The sequence below is a fragment of the Actinomadura sp. 7K507 genome (genome assembly GCF_004348425.1).
Lineage (GTDB): Bacteria > Actinomycetota > Actinomycetes > Streptosporangiales > Streptosporangiaceae > Spirillospora.
In genome coordinates this window covers 59,957-75,270 of sequence record NZ_SMKK01000001.1, presented here as the reverse complement: position 1 = coordinate 75,270, position 15,314 = coordinate 59,957, and the positions used below count along the sequence as shown (strand labels likewise).

Annotated in this window: 18 protein-coding genes; 11 read left to right on the top strand and 7 right to left on the bottom strand. The window is 69.6% G+C overall.

Features of this window, described 5'->3' with window-relative positions; translation table 11 throughout:
• The first annotated feature begins 277 nt into the window (after positions 1-277).
• The 7 genes from E1285_RS00305 to E1285_RS00270 all read left to right on the top strand — a co-directional run bounded on the left by E1285_RS00305 (position 278) and on the right by E1285_RS00270 (position 8,403).
• Entirely contained in the window at positions 278-607 is a 330-nt protein-coding gene (locus tag E1285_RS00305; RefSeq protein ID WP_132146207.1) for a hypothetical protein, read from the top strand.
• A gap of 181 nt (positions 608-788) precedes the next feature.
• Positions 789-2,159, top strand: a complete 1,371-nt coding sequence (locus E1285_RS00300) for an amidohydrolase family protein (RefSeq protein WP_132146204.1) — start codon at positions 789-791, stop codon at positions 2,157-2,159.
• A gap of 58 nt (positions 2,160-2,217) precedes the next feature.
• A complete protein-coding gene (locus E1285_RS00295; RefSeq protein WP_132146201.1) occupies positions 2,218-3,072 on the top strand; it encodes a phytanoyl-CoA dioxygenase family protein in 855 nt (284 codons plus the stop codon).
• Positions 3,073-3,154: 82 nt separating this feature from the next.
• On the top strand, positions 3,155-3,649 hold the full coding sequence (locus E1285_RS00290) for a VOC family protein (RefSeq protein WP_165966400.1): 495 nt from the start codon (positions 3,155-3,157) through the stop codon (positions 3,647-3,649).
• A gap of 25 nt (positions 3,650-3,674) precedes the next feature.
• Positions 3,675-6,275, top strand: coding sequence for an AMP-binding protein (locus E1285_RS46405; protein WP_207946311.1), 2,601 nt, complete (start codon positions 3,675-3,677; stop codon positions 6,273-6,275).
• A gap of 26 nt (positions 6,276-6,301) precedes the next feature.
• Positions 6,302-7,585: an amidohydrolase family protein gene (locus E1285_RS00275; protein ID WP_132146195.1), complete on the top strand. Its 1,284-nt coding sequence runs from the start codon at positions 6,302-6,304 to the stop codon at positions 7,583-7,585.
• A 65-nt stretch (positions 7,586-7,650) separates the two neighbouring features.
• Positions 7,651-8,403 (top strand): SDR family oxidoreductase, encoded by a 753-nt coding sequence (locus E1285_RS00270; protein ID WP_132146192.1) that lies wholly within the window; start codon positions 7,651-7,653, stop codon positions 8,401-8,403.
• A gap of 85 nt (positions 8,404-8,488) precedes the next feature.
• Here E1285_RS00270 and E1285_RS00265 read toward each other — a convergent pair whose 3' ends face one another.
• Together E1285_RS00265 and E1285_RS00260 are read right to left on the bottom strand one after the other, a co-directional pair.
• Complete coding sequence (locus E1285_RS00265; protein ID WP_132146189.1) at positions 8,489-9,688, bottom strand: cytochrome P450; 1,200 nt, start codon at positions 9,686-9,688, stop codon at positions 8,489-8,491.
• 190 nt (positions 9,689-9,878) lie between these two features.
• Positions 9,879-10,502 (bottom strand): TetR family transcriptional regulator, encoded by a 624-nt coding sequence (locus E1285_RS00260; protein ID WP_132146186.1) that lies wholly within the window; start codon positions 10,500-10,502, stop codon positions 9,879-9,881.
• Between the two features lie 197 nt (positions 10,503-10,699).
• On the opposite strand from E1285_RS00260, the gene E1285_RS00255 reads away from it, so the two are divergent.
• Both E1285_RS00255 and E1285_RS00250 read left to right on the top strand, forming a co-directional pair.
• The gene (locus E1285_RS00255) at positions 10,700-11,119 is read left to right on the top strand and encodes a VOC family protein (RefSeq protein WP_132146183.1); all 420 of its coding nucleotides are present in this window, start codon (positions 10,700-10,702) and stop codon (positions 11,117-11,119) included.
• A 5-nt stretch (positions 11,120-11,124) separates the two neighbouring features.
• A complete protein-coding gene (locus E1285_RS00250; RefSeq protein ID WP_207946310.1) occupies positions 11,125-11,562 on the top strand; it encodes a nuclear transport factor 2 family protein in 438 nt (145 codons plus the stop codon).
• 16 nt (positions 11,563-11,578) lie between these two features.
• Here E1285_RS00250 and E1285_RS46400 read toward each other — a convergent pair whose 3' ends face one another.
• From E1285_RS46400 to E1285_RS46390, 5 genes are read right to left on the bottom strand one after another with little or no spacing between them, the layout of a single operon-like run.
• A complete protein-coding gene (locus E1285_RS46400; protein WP_207946309.1) occupies positions 11,579-11,851 on the bottom strand; it encodes a hypothetical protein in 273 nt (90 codons plus the stop codon).
• On the bottom strand, positions 11,818-12,132 hold the full coding sequence (locus tag E1285_RS46395; RefSeq protein ID WP_207946308.1) for an acyl-CoA dehydrogenase family protein: 315 nt from the start codon (positions 12,130-12,132) through the stop codon (positions 11,818-11,820). Before E1285_RS46395 ends, E1285_RS46400 begins: the two co-directional genes overlap by 34 nt.
• Positions 12,096-12,224 (bottom strand): hypothetical protein, encoded by a 129-nt coding sequence (locus E1285_RS48055; protein ID WP_279509337.1) that lies wholly within the window; start codon positions 12,222-12,224, stop codon positions 12,096-12,098. The genes E1285_RS46395 and E1285_RS48055 overlap by 37 nt, the downstream gene beginning before the upstream one ends.
• Positions 12,224-12,466, bottom strand: a complete 243-nt coding sequence (locus tag E1285_RS00240; RefSeq protein ID WP_207946307.1) for an acyl-CoA dehydrogenase family protein — start codon at positions 12,464-12,466, stop codon at positions 12,224-12,226. The genes E1285_RS48055 and E1285_RS00240 overlap by 1 nt, the downstream gene beginning before the upstream one ends.
• Positions 12,391-12,969, bottom strand: a complete 579-nt coding sequence (locus E1285_RS46390; protein ID WP_207946306.1) for a hypothetical protein — start codon at positions 12,967-12,969, stop codon at positions 12,391-12,393. The genes E1285_RS00240 and E1285_RS46390 overlap by 76 nt, the downstream gene beginning before the upstream one ends.
• Positions 12,970-13,137: 168 nt before the next feature.
• Between E1285_RS46390 and E1285_RS00235 the strand changes: the two genes are divergently transcribed.
• Positions 13,138-14,823 carry a class I adenylate-forming enzyme family protein gene (locus E1285_RS00235; protein WP_132146180.1) on the top strand — a complete coding sequence of 562 codons (1,686 nt, stop codon included), beginning with the start codon at positions 13,138-13,140 and terminating at the stop codon, positions 14,821-14,823.
• Entirely contained in the window at positions 14,823-15,287 is a 465-nt protein-coding gene (locus E1285_RS00230; RefSeq protein ID WP_132146177.1) for a VOC family protein, read from the top strand. The genes E1285_RS00235 and E1285_RS00230 overlap by 1 nt, the downstream gene beginning before the upstream one ends.
• Positions 15,288-15,314: the final 27 nt, after the last annotated feature.

Sequence of the window (15,314 nt, the reverse complement as noted above, 5' to 3'; positions counted from 1 at the left end):
CGCATCAAAGCGTCTCTGGGCCCCCATTCAGCGTGCTTCTCGCTCTCCCTGAATACGCCCGGCCGGTGATCATTTGTGCCTAGAACAGATGTACTGTCCGAATCCATCTGCAAGCTGCCATATCTGGGTGATTTCTCTTCGTCGGCTCGGTACACTGCCATAGCCCCGACCCCGGTTCCTGGGGATACGTGTCTCTGGCGAGTGGCGACTTTCCGCGCCTGCAGTGATATCTCCCCGAGTGCAGGACGTCACTCATTCTCCAACGAAAGGATTCGACATGCGATCTTCTGTCATGCGCGCGACCATTCTGACCGCTACGGCGATCACGCTCACGTTCGGGCTCGTCGGCTGTGGTGGTGACGACGTGGACAAGGCGGATCTGGTGAGCAAGATCAAATCAGAGCCCGAATTCAAGGAAATCCCGAGCAACGTCGCCGACGACGTCGTCAATTGCATGGCCGACGTGGCACTGAAGCACGCGGACAAGGCCGATCTCAAGAGCTACGTCGACGGCAAGATCAAAATGGACGAGGTCAAGGGCGTCGGCGCTGATAACAAGGAGGCCACCGCCGCTGCAGGGAAGTGCGGCGAGATGGCGGTCAAATAGCACTGAATCTCTTCGTCTACGGGCGCGCTCATCGCGAGCGCGCCCGTAGACGTCGTGGCCTCACCCCAGGGGCGTCGGCGGTGGGCGGTGTGCGGCCGCGGCGGGTGCCGGGCGCACCGGAAAATCTGCCCTGGCACTGAGTGCCATCGCGGGTTAGGGTGTCCGGCAGAGAGGGGATGCCATGTCGCAGATACGTGACGAAACCCCTGGCGGTGGGTCGGCCGCCGAGGAGCACTACATCGTGGTGTCGACCGACAGCCATGTCGGACCGTCCGTCAAAGAGCAGCTGCGTGACTACTGCGACTCGAAGTACCTCAAGGACTTCGATCGCTTCGTGGAGGGGATGGAAGCCCACGGGCTGCTCTCCTTCCGGTCCTCCGAAGCCGCCAGGCCCGGTGAGGAGGAGACCTGGTCGCTCGGGCCGTCCCAGGCCGAGCGGTTCGGGAAGAGCGCGGGAATCCGCAACGCCGACCAGGTCAGCCTCCGCTTCCTGCAACGGAGCTACGAGCAGAGTCTGATGCCGGGGCTCCAGGACCACCCGGCCCGGCTCGCCGACATGGACAAGTCGGGCGTCGCCGCGGACGTGATCTTCCACGGCGGGCTGAACGGCCAGTCGATTCCGTTCTCCACCACCGGCCTCATCAGCTGGGGCGACTCGACGTTCAACCATCTCGAGCCGGTCGGGGTCCGCATCTACAACCGCTGGCTGGCCGACTTCGTGTCGGAGGCTCCGGAGCGCCATGCGGGCATCGCCCACATTCCGATCTCGGACCCCGAGGCGTGCGTCCGTGAGGTCGAATGGGCGGCCGCGGCCGGCCTGAGGGGCGTCAACCTGCCCGCGCCGCGCGGCGACTTCCCGATGCTCAACGAGCCCGTGTGGGAGCCGCTGTGGGCGGCGTGCGCGGACGCCGGGCTGTCGCTCAACACGCATGGCGGCGGCGGGGAGCACTATCCCTACCAGGGCCAGGGCGCGCAGGCGATCTACATGATGGAGACGGCGTGGCGGACCCGGCGCGGCGTCTGGGTGATGATCCTCAGCGGCGTCTTCCAGCGCCACCCGGCCCTGAAGCTGGTGCTGACCGAGCAGTGGATGGACTGGGCGCCCGGCGTCATGGCCGACATGGACGGGCTCTACACAGGGTCGTCCGGCGCCACGCTCCGGGCCGCGATGCCGAAACCTCCGTCCGAGTACTTCATGGAGAACTGCTACATCGGAGCGAGCTTCATGGCGAACTGGGAGGCGAAGGCCGGGATCGAGCACGACCTCGCGCTCAACGTCATGTGGGGCGACGACTATCCCCACGCCGAGGGCACATGGCCGCACACCCGAGAGGCGATGCAGGCCACCTTCTGGGACATCGATCCGGCATTCACGAAGCAGTACATCGGGAACACGGCGATCGACGTGTACGGGCTCGACCCCGCCAAGCTGGAGAAGGTCGCCGCGAGGATCTGCCCGACGGTGTCGGAGCTCACGACTCCGGCCACGCCGCCCGAGGGCGAGGTGGCGGGCCTCTACGCCTTCCGCGCCGGGCCGGGGAGCTTTGTCTGAGCGGGCGCCGCCGGCCGGTATGAGCAGCGGTTGAACCTCCAGAGGAGAGGTGTGCACCATGAGAGACGAGAGCGTGCTGCAAGCACAGCCGTGCAGGACGGTGACCGCCGAGGAAGTCGACCATTTCCACGAGTTCGGCTGGGTGAAACTCGAGAGGTTCGTCGACCCCGACGTACTCCGCGCCATGCTCGGCGTCGCCCGCGAGAAGATGGGCGACGACGCCGACAGCAACCCGTTGCCCCCGGGCCTTGAGGAGGCCGTGGCGAGGGGACAGTCCGGGTTGTCCTACTTCAATGCTCAGCGCAGTTCGGGCCTTTCCCATCCGCTGATACGGTCCCTGATCCACGATGTGGGCAAGAGCGCGAAGCGGCTGCAGCGGCGCGCCACGCCCGATGGCGCGGAGCTGGGGGTGCGGTACTACTCGGACTTCTTCGTGCCGAAGCTGCCGGCCTCGAAGAAGTCCCGGCACGGCGGGAACGGCCCGACCGCCTTCCACCAGGACTTCATCACCTTCGCCGTCGACCGGTCCGGTGGGATGACCTTCTGGTTCCCCCTGGAGCCCTACGGCCCGCAGGCGGGGACGATGTCCTTCGTGAACGGGTCGCACCGTGCCGGGGTACTGGGCGACTACACGACGTACGGCAGCGGCGATGCCCTCGACGTGTTCCCCGAGCTTCGCGCGCTGGGAATGTCCGACCCGATGACCTATGAGCTGGGCGACGTCACGGTCCACACCCATCTCACCATCCACGGCGCCGGCCCGAACATGATGGACCGGCCTCGCTGGGCCTATCTCCTGGTCACGCAGCCTGCCGATGTCTGCTGGAACGGCTCGCCGTGCCCGAACTTCGATTCGACGGCCATGAAGCCGTGGGAGCCGTTCGGCGACGAGCGCTTCCCGGTGATCGGCTGAAGAAGCCGGCGGCGGAACCCTTAGCGCGAAGGACACACCAACGATGGCCTTTCCGCCCTTTCCGAACCGAGACTTCATGCAGATGTGCTGGGTGGTTCCCGATCTCGACGCCGCCATCGACTCCTGGGTGCGGACCGCCGGTGTCGGGCCGTTCTTCTGGTTCGACGGCGTCCCGTGCACCGACGGGAGCTACCGCGGGCGGCCGGCGGAGTTCCCGGCGGTCACGGCCGCCATCGCCTACGCGGGAAGCCTGCAGATCGAGCTGCTCTCCCAGGACGACGACGAACGGTCGATCTTCTCCGAGCTCGTCCCTCGCGGTCAGACCGGGCTTCACCACACCGCGCTGATCGCCCGCGACTACGAGGCCGAGCGCGACACCTTCGTCGAGGCGGGCGCGACGCTCGCCTTCGAGGGCCTCATCGGAGCCAGCCGCACCTGCTGGCTCGACACCGCGTCCACGCTCGGTTTCATGATCGAGCTGCTCGAACCGAGCGCCACGCGGGACGCGGCCTTCGCCGCCATGCGCGAGGCCGCCGAAGCATGGGACGGCACGCCCCCGATCATCGGCCGCTCCTGAGTCACGGCCGGGCTGGAGGAGAGTGATGGACGAGACCGAGCCGGCATCGACGTTCCCCCAGCTGTTCGCCGAGATCGTCGCTTCTCGCGGCGAGCACGAGGCGCTCCTGCTCGCGGACGAGACGCTGACCTACCGGGAGCTCGACCACAGGTCCGCCAGGATGGCTCGGGCGCTGCTCGCGAGCGGCGTCGGCAAGGGAACGCGGATCGGGCTGCTGGCGCCCGACGGAGCGCTCTGGCTGACGACCTTCTACGCCGCCCTGCGGATAGGTGCGCTCATCACCCCGATCAGCACGCTGGCAACGCCCCCTGAACTGGCGCACATCATCCGCACGAGCGATGCGCAGATGCTCGTAGGGGTGCGCCGCTTCCTGCGTCACGACTACGCCGAGAACCTCACCACGGCGCTGCCCGGGTTGAGCGAGGGCCGGGCGGACTCACTCCGGCTCCTGGGCGCGCCCTACCTGCGGTCAGTCTGGCTCGACGACGCCGACGGCCTGCCATGGGCACGGCCGGTCGACGTCCTCCTCGCCCGAGCCGACACCCACGACGCGCCCGATACCGCGCTACTGGCCGCGGTTGAGCAGGAGGTGTCACCCGGCGACGACGCGTTCGTCGTCTACACCTCGGGGAGCACGGCGACACCGAAGGCCGTCGTGCATGGACAGTGGGCGGTGGCACGCCAGCCACCGGTGCTCGCCGCGTACTTCCTGCAGACGGGCGCCGATCGCACCATGCCGTTGCTGCCCGCGTTCTGGATGGGCGGCATCGCCGCCGCTCTGCAGGTGCTGAGCACGGGCGGGACGCTGGTGTACCCGCCGTCCCCCGGCATCGAGGACGTGCTCGACACGATCGAACGGCACAAGGTCACCTATGTCGTCGTCTGGCATCTGCTGGAGAGGCTCCGGGCGGCGGCGACGGCCCGGGGCGTCGACGTCGACGGCATCCGGGGCATGGGCGGCCCGTCACGTGACGAGCACGGCCGCGCCATCCCGCCACGGCTGCGCGCCCGGCTGCTCGGGATGTCGGAGAGCTTCGCCCCGCACAGCGCCGAGCCGGTCGACCGGCGCATGCCGGACGGCAAGGAGGGCGCCTCGGGCCGCGCCGTGAACGGCATCGAACGCCGCGTGGTGGATCCGGAGACCGGTGCGGAGGTGCCGGCCGGTGAGGTCGGCGAGCTCCAGCTCCGCGGCGGTGCGCTGATGACGGGTTTCTACAAGGCCGACCGGCGCACGGTGTTCACGCCCGATGGCTTCTACCCCACGAACGATCTCGTGCGGATCGATGCCGACGGCTACGCCTTCTTCGTCGGCCGGACCGGCGACATGATCAAGACGAACTCCGCCAACGTGTCCCGGCTGGAGGTCGAGGCCGCCATGAACGCGTTGCCGGAGGTGGCGCTGTCGCTCGTGGCCCCGCTGCCCGATCCGGGGGCGGGGGAGGTCGTCGCGGCCGCGGTGATCGCGGCGCCGGGCGCCACCCCGACCGAGGACGGTCTCCGGACCGCGCTGCGCGGCCGCCTGTCGAGCTTCAAGATCCCCCGCCGCATCGTGTTCATCTCGCACGACGACGTCCCCAGAACGGCGACGGGAAAGGTGAGGCTCTACGAGCTGACCGAACTGATCACATCCCGAGATCGGCACCGACAGGAGAAGGCATCCATGACAGGCAAGGGCGGCCGTCCCTCGGCTGAAGAGATCGTCCTGTACGAGAAGGATCCGAAAACCAAGATCGCGACGATCACGCTCGACCGCCCGGACGAGCTCAACGCCATGACGGTCGACGCCCAGCACCGGTACGCCGACCTCGTCCGGCTGGCCGGCGTCGACGACGACGTGAAGGTGCTCGTGATCCGGGCGAACGGCACGGACCTCGGCAGCGGCGCCGACCTTCCCGAACTGATGGACATCATGGCCGGCCGGGGCGACGCCTCGATGAAGCACATCGTCCGGGTCCCCGAGGACGCGGAGGTCGAGTACCCGCCCAAGGGCTCCTATCGCTACGGGGCGTCGAACGTCCAGTTCTACACCGACCCGAGCGCCGGGATGCGGAGCCTTCAGGACTTCAAGAAGATCAGCATTCTCGAGGTGCGAGGCTACTGCTACGGCTGGCATTTCTACCAGGCGGCCGACGCCGACATCGTCATCTCGGCGGAGGGCGCCTTGTTCGGACATGCCGCGTTCCGCTACGCCGGCTACGCGGCGCGGCAATGGCAATGGTGCACGATGATGGGCGTCCGCAAATTCATGGAAATGGTGTTCACGGGCCGGCCGTTCACCGCCAAGGAGATGTACGACTGCGACTTCGTCAACGCGGTCGTCCCGTACGGCGAACTCGAGGCGATGACGCACAAGTACGCGCTCGCCTGTGCGCGTTCGCGGCCGACGGACACGGTCTTCGCTCAGAAGACCTTCTTCGAGATCTACAAGCAGCACCAGGGCGAGTACATGGGCAGCATCCTCGCCGGCCTGCTCGAGTCGACGGGCCGGCTGCTCCGGCCGGACGGCGCGTCGCTGGAGATCGACCGCGAAACGCTCGATCGCGGCCTGACCGACTCGGTCCGGGACAACGACGAGCACTATCCGCCGGAATGGCGGCTCAGCCGGCGGGGGAGGGCGGGCGAGTAGCCCGCATAGCTTCAGGGAGGATTCCGATGCTGGTCTTGACGAACGCGAAAGTCTTCGACGGCCGGGAGATGCTTCCCGGCAAGCACGACGTGACCCTCGACGGCGACCGGATCACGGCGATCGGCGGTGCGGCCGGCGATGCGAACGGCGACGTGCCGGCTGAGGTCGTCGACGTGGGCGGCATGACGCTGATGCCCGGTCTCATCAGCAGCCACCTTCACCCGGACTTCTACAAGTTCGACATCCTCGCCGGGGAGAAGCTCGGCAAGGAGCTTCCACCGGGCGTCCTGATGGCGATCGGCGTCCGTACCTGCCGGGTCCTCCTGGAGAGCGGCTTCACCGGCTACGCCGGCGCCTCGTGCTCGCACGACATCGACGCCAGCCTCAAGATGGCCATCGCCCAGGACATCATCCCGGGCCCGCGCATCCGGGCCTGCGGCCATCACATCGGGACCACCGGCGACGTGAACAACAGTTCGCGGTGGTGGAAGCGCTACGAGACGCCGGGCGCCGACCTCTGCGCCGACGGTCCCGACGCCCTGCGCAGGCTGGTCCGCGAAGAGATCGGCCGCGGCGTCGAGACGATCAAGATCTTCGCCGGCGCCGGGCACGGCATCCCCCATCGAACGACGCGCAACATGTCACGCGACGAGATCGCCTCGATCGTGAACGCCGCGCACGAACGGGGCGCCATGGTGCGCGCCCACGTCGCCGACAAACAGATGATCCTTGAGTGCGTCGAGCTCGGAGTGGACGTCGTCGACCACGGCGACGGGGTCGACGAGGAGTGCATCGAGGCCATGGTGGAGGCGGGCACCTTCTGGGTTCCCAGCCTCGTCTACCTGTGGAGCCTGTTCGAGGTCGGCTACGCCGAGCCGTCCGGCGTGACGCCGGCGCAGTACGACCATGTGCGGACGATGCTCCCGCTCGCGCAGAAGGCGGGCGTCCGGATCCTGGCCGGTGACGACTACAGCGGCGTGTTCCGCAACATGCTCGAGGACGATCCGCTCGACCACCAGGTCGGGAACTACGGCCGTGAGTTCGCCTTCTACGGCGAGATCGACGGACTGTCGCCCGCCGAGGTGCTGAGCTGGGGCACCGGCAACGCCGGCCAGCTGCTGATGGACCCGCCGGCGAGGGTCGGCGTGGTCGAGCCGCAGGCCATGGCCGACCTCATCATCGTCGACGGCGATCCGCTCGCCGATCTGTCGTTGCTCGCACGCCCCGATGAGGCGCTCAAGGCGGTGATCCGTGACGGCGCATTCGTGATCGACCGCCTTCCCGCGCGGAGGCGGCGCGCCGTGGCCTGACCCCGGCATCGGTCATCGGACCGGCGAGCCGGCCCACCCGGAGCTCGACCTGGAGCTGAGGAGCAATGGACGGAACCGAGGAACACAAGGTCGTCTTCGTGACCGGCGCCGGTTCGGGCATCGGCCGCGCCGCGGCGGAGGCCTTCGTCCGTCGCGGCTACGCGACCGCGCTCGCCGACATGGACGAGGAGGCCGGACGCGGTGCGGAGGCCGAGCTGCGCAGGCTCGGCGAATGCGGCTTCTTCCCGTGTGACGTCACCGACGATGAGACCGTCCGTGCCGCGGTGGCCCGGGCCGTCGCGACCTACGGGCGTCTCGACGCCGCGTTCAACGCCGCCGGCATCGACGGCGAGTCCGGCAAGCCCACCGCCGAGTGCACCATGGAGAACTGGAACCGGGTGATCGCCGTCGACCTGACCGGCACCTGGTCCTGCATGCGCTACCAGCTGCCCGAGATCGTCAAAGCGGGCGGCGGCTCGATCGTGAACTGCGCGTCGGTGGCCGGGCTCCGGGCGGCGGCGACGCTGCCGGCCTACACCGCCGCCAAGCACGGTGTCGTCGGGCTGACCCGGGGTGCGGCGCGCGAGTACGCCCGATCCGGCGTGCGGGTGAACGCCATCTGCCCCGGGACCGTGGACACGCCGATGTTCCGGCGCTCGATGCCGCCGGACGTCATCGAACGCCTGGTGTCCGCCAATCCGGTGGGGCGGCTGGCCGAGGCGAGCGAGATCGCGGACATCGCGCTGTGGCTGTGCGATGACGCCCCCGGGTTCCTCACGGGCCAGGCGATCGCGGTCGACGGCGGCACAGGCGCGTGAGGGATCCCGAGAGTCGGTGTTCGTTGGGACGAGTCGTGTCGTTGCGAAGTGAGTCGATGTTCCCTCAGAAGGGAGCAGGCGTTCGCTAGGACGTGCGGACCGGGAGGGTGTCCCAGCCGCGAACGGTCGCCATCGGGCCGAGCCGGGCGCGGTCCTCGTCGATCTCCCATTCGGGGAAGCGCTTCAGGAGCTCTTCCAGCACGATGCGTCCTTCCATCCGTGCCAGCGCCGTGCCGAGGCAGAAGTGGAGGCCGCGGCCGAAGGTGAGCGGCTGCCCGGCCGGGCCGCGGTGGATGTCGAAGCCGTCACCGTCCGGGTAGTGCCGGTCGTCGCGGTTGGCCGAGCCGTTGAGGAAGATCACGGCGCTGCCCTCGGGCACCACCTGGCCCTGTATCTCCACGCTCCTGGCCACGTACCTGCCGATCTGGTGCGAGGGCGACTCGAAGCGCAGCACCTCTTCGATGGCGCCCGGGATGAGAGCGGGGTCCTCGACCAGCTCGCGCCGCTGGCCGGGGTGGTCGGCCAGCACCTTCCCGGTCCAGCCGATCAGGCGGTTGGTGGTCTCGTTGCCCGCGCCGGCGATGACGTTGACGTAGGTGAGGAGTTCGTCGCGGGTCAGCCTCCGGCGGATCCCGTGCTCGTCCTCGAACTCGGCCTGCAGCAGGTCGGTCATGATGTCGTCGGAGGGGTGCTCGGCGCGCCAGTCGATGTACGCGGCGAACATCTCGATGTCGCTGAAGAACTTGGAGATGTCCATGGGCTGGCCGGCCTCGGGACGCAGGCTGTCGTCGACGCGATCGCGGACGAATTCCTGCTCGTCCTCGGGTATTCCCAGCAGCATGCCGATGGTGCGCATCGGCACCTGCGCGCCGAGGTCGGCGATGAGGTCGAAGCCGCCGGCGCCGACCAGGGGGTCGAGGCTGCGGACGCAGAAGTCGCGGATCTTGGGTTCGAGGGCGGCCACCTTCCGCGGCGAGAACACGCCTCCCATCAGCCTGCGGTGCGTGGCATGGATCGGCGGGTCCTCGAAGATGATCACGCCCGACGGGATCTCCATGTCGGACTTGATCAGCTCCAGGATGTTGCCGCGTCCCGAGATGAAGGTCCCCGGGTCGGTCAGTCCGCGGTCGACGTCGTCGTAGCGGCTGACGGCGTAGAAGTCGTGCTCTTCGCTGTAGTAGAGCGGTGCCTCCTCCCGCAGCCTGCGGTAAGCCGGGTAGGGGTCGGCGTTGATGTCCGCGTCGTACGGGTCGTAGTAGACGTCGCTCGCGTTGGTAACCGGCATCACTGCCCGCCTCTCTGAACGGGCACTCGCCAAGATCTCGGCGCGGCGTCGCCGAGCCGTGTCGCTCGGCACCGCCGTGCGGAGGTCGTGTAGGCGCGCCACCCGCTGGCACTCGGTGCCTGAAATGTATGGCACTCAGTGCCAGCGGTCAAGGTCGCAGGCGCGGTCGTCCCGGCCCGGGGCGACGGTCTCAGCTGAGCTGACCGGTGGCCATCGACGCCTCCAGCTCGCGGAGTATCGGGGCCATGCTGAACGCGCGGTGGACGAGCTCGGCGAGGTCACTCGACTCGTCGCGCAGCCATTGCTCGTAGGCGGCGTTCGAAGCGGCCAGGGAAACGTGCGCGGCCAGCTGCGGGCCGAAGGCGTCGGCCGGTGCGTCCATCCGGCGCGCGGCGAACCGCGCCACGACCGCCATCCATTCAGCGTGCCGGAGCGCGGCGTTGGCCCGCAGCGCGGGCGTTTGCAGGATCAGCCTCATCCGGGCGCGGTGCGCGGCGGGGCCGTCGCTGTGCACGCGGTTGAACCGCAGCACCGCATCTGTGATCACTTCGAACATCGGCCGGTCGTCCGGCGCGGATTCGAGCCATTCCTCGAGGTTGCGGAGAAGCGTCCCGAAGCCGCCGAACAGAATGTTGTTCTTCGATTCGAAGTAACGGAAGAAGGTGCGTCGCGCTATGCCGGCGGCGGCGGCGATGTCGTCCACGGAGGTCTCGTTGAACCCGCGCGTGTCGAACAGTTCGAGGGCCACCTTCTCGATGGCTTCGATCGACACCTGCTGCGGTGGCTTCTTCGCGGCTTTCTCGTGTCGCGACATGGCGCTTGGCTTCCACCTGAGACTCGGAGCGGTGAACGGCTGGACACTACTGAGGATCGTACTCGCAGCCGCGACCGTCCCACGCGAAGGCGCCCGCAGCACTCTGGCACTCAGTGCCTCGCTTCGCTAGCCTCAGACCATGAGGGGCCGGACCACGCCGGCGGCCTCGCGCCCTGAGCACCGCAGAGGGGATTGGCATGCACCGCAACCTGCTGAGCACGATCGTCATCGACGCTCCTTCCGATGTCCACGACCAGACCGCCGCGTTCTGGACGGCGGCCCTCGGCGCGACGCTCAGGACCACGCGCATGCCCAACTACCGCATCCTCGAAGACGCGTCGCCGCCGAACCGGATCGTCGTCCAGGACGTCGGATCCGGCCCGGCGGGGGTCCACCTCGACATCCACACCGACGACCTCGAAGCGGAGGTCGAGCGGCTCGAGAAGTGCGGCGCGACCGTGGTCGACCGCTCCTGGGCCGACCATCCCGGTACCTGGATCATCATGCGGGATCCGGCCGGAACGGAGTTCTGCGTCGTGGCGGCGCTCACCGAGGTGCGCCGGGCCGACCACGCCGAGTTCGAGCGCCGGGCGAGGCCCGTGGGCCGAGGGGAATGACACCGATGGGCCTGCCGGTCGAGGACGTGGTCGAGCTGGAGCAGCTCTGCGCCACCTACGCGCTCAAGATGACCCAGGGCGACATTCACTACATCATCGAGCACCTCTGCACGGCCGACGGCACCTACAGTGCCTTCGGCGAGACGTACGGGCTCGAGGACTGGCCGCGCCTGGTGGAGGCCGCGCCGAAGGGCCTGTTCCTCACCGGCACGCCCGTCCTCGAACTGGACGGCGAGACGGGTTCGGGCGAGGTTCCGCTGCTCTTCATCGACCAGACCGACCATCACATGCGCATGGGCTGGTACAGCGACACGTACCGGCGCACGGAGGACGGCTGGCGCCTCAGGACCCGCACGATGACGTTCCTCCGCCGCCACGGCGGCGCAGACTCCGGCCGGCCGCACGACGCGGCGCGGCCGAAACCGGCGGCCAGGCCCGGGTAGTCCTGTCGCCGGCGGGTCACGCCGCGGGCAGCCCGAGGACGAGGCGGCCCCTCGCGCGAGCCATGTCCGTGAGCCGCTCGACCGTCGTGCGGTAGCGGCCGGCGTTGCCCAGCTCCTGCGGCTCGCGCTCGTGGCTGAGCACGGTCATGACGATCCGCCAGCCCTCACCGGGCTCGCCGACCATGTCCCGGGCGGGGACCCGGGCGCCGTCGAAGAACACCTCGCCGAACTCGCGCGTGATCCCGTTGATCATCTTCACCGGCCGCCGCTCGATGCCGGGCTGGTCCATCCGGACGGCGAAGACGACAGCCCCGCGTGCCTGGCCGCGTCCGGATCGGTGCGGGCCAGCAGGAAGCACCAGTCGGCCAGATCGGAGTAGCTGGTCCAGACCTTCTGCCCCGTGATCACATACTCGTCCCCGTCCAGGGCGGCGCGGGTGTGCAGCGATGCGAGGTCGGAGCCGGCGCCGGGCTCGCTGAACCCCTGGCACCACCGCTCCTCGCCGCTGATGAGACCGGGCAGCAGGCGCTTCTTCACCTCGTCGGCGGCGTGGTGGAGGACGGCCTGCACGAGGACGCCGGCAGGCTCGGGACGTTCTCGGTGAGCCAGTCCCGCAGCCTGGCGCGGAGCCGCGCCTCCTCCGGCGAATCGCGGAAGTCCATTACCGGGCACCGCCCAGCCCGGCGTGCTCGAGCACGCGCGACAGGTTCGGGCCGACGCCGCCGGCGACGTCCGAGGCCAGCAGTGCCCGGCGCAGGAACACGTGAGCCAGGCACTCCCACGTGTTGCCGATCCCGCCGTGCACCTGGATCGCGATCTCGTGCACCGTCATCGTCGCACGTGACGCGTACGCCTTCGCCGACGCCGCCGCCGCGACGGCCTCGGCCGGCTCCAGCGCGTCCACCGCCCACACCGCCGCACGGCCTCCTCGGTGACCGAACCGCCGACCGGCGTTGCCGGCGACGCCGGCACCCGCATCGTCGGCCGGGTCAGGTCGACCCCCGCCGGCGCACCCGAGAGGGCCACGGACGCGAGCGCTCCGCCGGGGCCGAGCGCGAGCGCCGAGCCGGCGCCGGACACGTCGACGGCCACCGCGTCCTCGCCCTGCGCGGCCAGTCCGGACAGGTCGGCGCGCAGCGCCACGGTCTCCCGTGCGGACGCCTCGGACGCTCCGGCCAGGCGCCGGAGGTCCGCCGCGAGCGTCGGGCCCAGGAAGGCGACGTCCGCGAGCCCCCGCCCCAAGGCTTCGGCCACGATCGCCACCTCGACCCCCGAGGCCCACGGCGCGCCGGTGCCGTCGCCCGTGCGCAGCTCCCGCCAGCCCGACCCGGCCACCGCCGCGTCGAGCCTGGCCGCCCGCTCGGCGTCCTCCAGCCGGCCGACGGCCCGTGGGCCGAGCCGATCCACGATCTGTGCCGCCGCGTCGCGGAGTCGCGCTGCTCGGTGGAATACCGGACGTCCATCGGCGCTCCTTCTCGGTCGGTGCCGCGACGGCCCGCACCCCGGGCCAGGGTGTGGCACTCGGTGCCTTCAGAGTATGGCACTCAGTGCCTTCGCGGCGTACCCTCAAGGGCCATGAGGGAGTTCCAGACGCTCGTGGGCCCGCCGCCGCACGAGGCGGCGGGCATCGGCGCCCTCACCCTCGGCGGCCTCCTGGCCGAGCAGTCCGCACGGGTCCCCGGCAACGAGGCGCTCGTCTTCGACGACCCGTTCCGCTGCGGCGCGACCGTACGGTGGACCTACGCCGAGCTGTACCGGCAGGCCCGGCGTGTCGCGAAGGCGCTCGTGGCGGCGGGCATCGGCAAGGGGGCCCGCGTCGGGGTCCTGATGGGCAACCGGCCCGAGGCGGTGGCGTCCCTGTTCGGCGGTGCGCTCGCCGGTGCGGTCGTGGTGCCGCTGTCGACCTTCTCGCCGAAGTCCGAGCTGTCCTACCTGCTCGCGCACGCCGACCTCAGCGTCCTGCTCCTCCAGACGGCGATGGGACGCCGCCGGTTCGCCGCCGATGTCGCCGAGCTGTGCCCGGCGGGCACGAGACCCGGGGCGGCGGTCCGGGACGCCTCGTACCCGTACCTGCGCCACGTCGCCGTCCTCGGCCCGGCCGAGCACGGCTGCGGGATCGAGCCGTGGGAGCGGTTCCTGCAGCGCGGCGACACGATCGACGACACCCTGCTCGACGCCGTCGCCGCCCAGGTGCACCCCTCCGACTCCGGGGTCGTCGTCTACAGCTCGGGAACGACCGACCGGCCGAAGGGAGTTCTGCACAACCACCAGGCGGTCGCGCTGCAGTGCTGGACGCAGGCCCAGTTGTTCGGCCGCGACGAGTCGACCCGTCTGTGGTGCGCGCTCCCGCTCTTCTGGACCGCGGGCCTGAACGCGGCGATGGGAGCCACGCTCGCCGCCGGTGGCACCTGGGTGATGCAGGAGATGTTCGAGCCCGGTCACGCATTGCGGCTCATGGAGCGGGAGCGGGTGACCGAGCCGCACACGCTCCCTCACCAGGCCGGCGCCCTCGAAGAGCATCCGGACTGGGCGTCGACCGACCTCTCGTCGTGCACGAAGGTGTTCGGCAAGTCCGTGTTCGCCCGCCACCCGGCCGTCACGGGGGACACCGGCTGGAACATGCCGGTCGGCTACGGCTTGTCGGAGACCTGCTCCTTCCTCACCGGCCATCCGTCCACCACACCGCGCGAGCTGCTGAGGAAGCGGAGCTACGGGCGGCTTCTCCCCGGAAACGAGCTACGGGTCGTCGACCCCTATACCGGGCAGGTCCTCGGCCCCGGCGAGGAGGGCGAGCTCGCCGTGCGCGGACCGACCCTGATGGAGCACTACGTCAAGCGGACGCGCGCCGAGTGCTTCGATCCCGACGGCTTCTTCCGCACCGGTGACCTCGGCTCGTACGACACGGACGGGTACGTGCGGTTCGGTGGACGCCGCACAGAGATGATCAAGACCGGCGGCGCCACCGTGTCGCCCGCCGAGATCGAGGTCCAGCTGCAGGCCTGCGAACCGGTCAGACTGGCGCGCGCCGTCGGCCTCCCGGACGACCGCCGCGAGGAGATCGTCGTGCTGTGCGTCGAACTGAAGAACGGTGCCACGGCGACCGAGGACGGCATCAGGTCTTTCCTGCGCGAACGGCTGGCGGGCTACAAGGTGCCGAAGCGAGTGCTGTTCTTCTCCGAAGGGGAGCTCCCGATGAACCGCGGTGGCACGAAAGTGAAGAACCAGGCGCTTCTGGACTTGGTACAGGAGCGTCTGGGCTGATGGGCGAGAGCGAACAGGGGCCGCTGCGGCACGCCGACCTCTTCCACACCGGCATCGTCGTCGACGACCTCGCCTCCGCCAAGGCGGACCTCGGAGACCTCCTCGGCGCCGGCTGGCACACCGGCGGCGCCGACGTGCGGCTGATCACCGATGGCGGCGCACGGACCGTGCGGACGGCCTACGCCCTCTCGCGAGAGGGCCCCCACCACGTCGAGTTGTGCCAGGCGATCGAGGGGACGCTCTGGACCGCGACCGCGCCGGGCCGGGCCCACCATCTCGGCTACTGGGTCGACGATGTGGCATCCGCCTCCGCGGCCATGGAGCGGTTCGGTTCGCCGAGGATCGCGAGCATCGCCGTCACCGACGACGCGCCGCCGTTGTGCGCGTACCACCGGACGAGGAGCGGGCTCTACGTCGAGATCGTCGGCCTGGCCTTCAAACCGCTGCTGTTCCCCGCGAAGTGATGTCCGAGCGCGTTCGCATCCCACACC

What these genes read in the sequence shown, in the direction of transcription:
- E1285_RS00230 (WP_132146177.1), top strand. Translation starts at nt 14,823, where the DNA reads ATGGGCGAGAGCGAACAGGGGCCGCTGCGGCACGCCGACCTCTTCCAC.
- E1285_RS00260 (WP_132146186.1), bottom strand. Translation starts at nt 10,502, where the DNA reads ATGTCGCGACACGAGAAAGCCGCGAAGAAGCCACCGCAGCAGGTGTCG.
- E1285_RS00255 (WP_132146183.1), top strand. Translation starts at nt 10,700, where the DNA reads ATGCACCGCAACCTGCTGAGCACGATCGTCATCGACGCTCCTTCCGAT.
- E1285_RS00300 (WP_132146204.1), top strand. Translation starts at nt 789, where the DNA reads ATGTCGCAGATACGTGACGAAACCCCTGGCGGTGGGTCGGCCGCCGAG.
- E1285_RS00290 (WP_165966400.1), top strand. Translation starts at nt 3,155, where the DNA reads ATGTGCTGGGTGGTTCCCGATCTCGACGCCGCCATCGACTCCTGGGTG.
- E1285_RS00265 (WP_132146189.1), bottom strand. Translation starts at nt 9,688, where the DNA reads ATGCCGGTTACCAACGCGAGCGACGTCTACTACGACCCGTACGACGCG.
- E1285_RS00250 (WP_207946310.1), top strand. Translation starts at nt 11,125, where the DNA reads ATGGGCCTGCCGGTCGAGGACGTGGTCGAGCTGGAGCAGCTCTGCGCC.
- E1285_RS46400 (WP_207946309.1), bottom strand. Translation starts at nt 11,851, where the DNA reads ATGGACCAGCCCGGCATCGAGCGGCGGCCGGTGAAGATGATCAACGGG.
- E1285_RS00235 (WP_132146180.1), top strand. Translation starts at nt 13,138, where the DNA reads ATGAGGGAGTTCCAGACGCTCGTGGGCCCGCCGCCGCACGAGGCGGCG.
- E1285_RS48055 (WP_279509337.1), bottom strand. Translation starts at nt 12,224, where the DNA reads ATGGACTTCCGCGATTCGCCGGAGGAGGCGCGGCTCCGCGCCAGGCTG.
- E1285_RS00275 (WP_132146195.1), top strand. Translation starts at nt 6,302, where the DNA reads ATGCTGGTCTTGACGAACGCGAAAGTCTTCGACGGCCGGGAGATGCTT.
- E1285_RS00270 (WP_132146192.1), top strand. Translation starts at nt 7,651, where the DNA reads ATGGACGGAACCGAGGAACACAAGGTCGTCTTCGTGACCGGCGCCGGT.
- E1285_RS46405 (WP_207946311.1), top strand. Translation starts at nt 3,675, where the DNA reads ATGGACGAGACCGAGCCGGCATCGACGTTCCCCCAGCTGTTCGCCGAG.
- E1285_RS00305 (WP_132146207.1), top strand. Translation starts at nt 278, where the DNA reads ATGCGATCTTCTGTCATGCGCGCGACCATTCTGACCGCTACGGCGATC.
- E1285_RS00295 (WP_132146201.1), top strand. Translation starts at nt 2,218, where the DNA reads ATGAGAGACGAGAGCGTGCTGCAAGCACAGCCGTGCAGGACGGTGACC.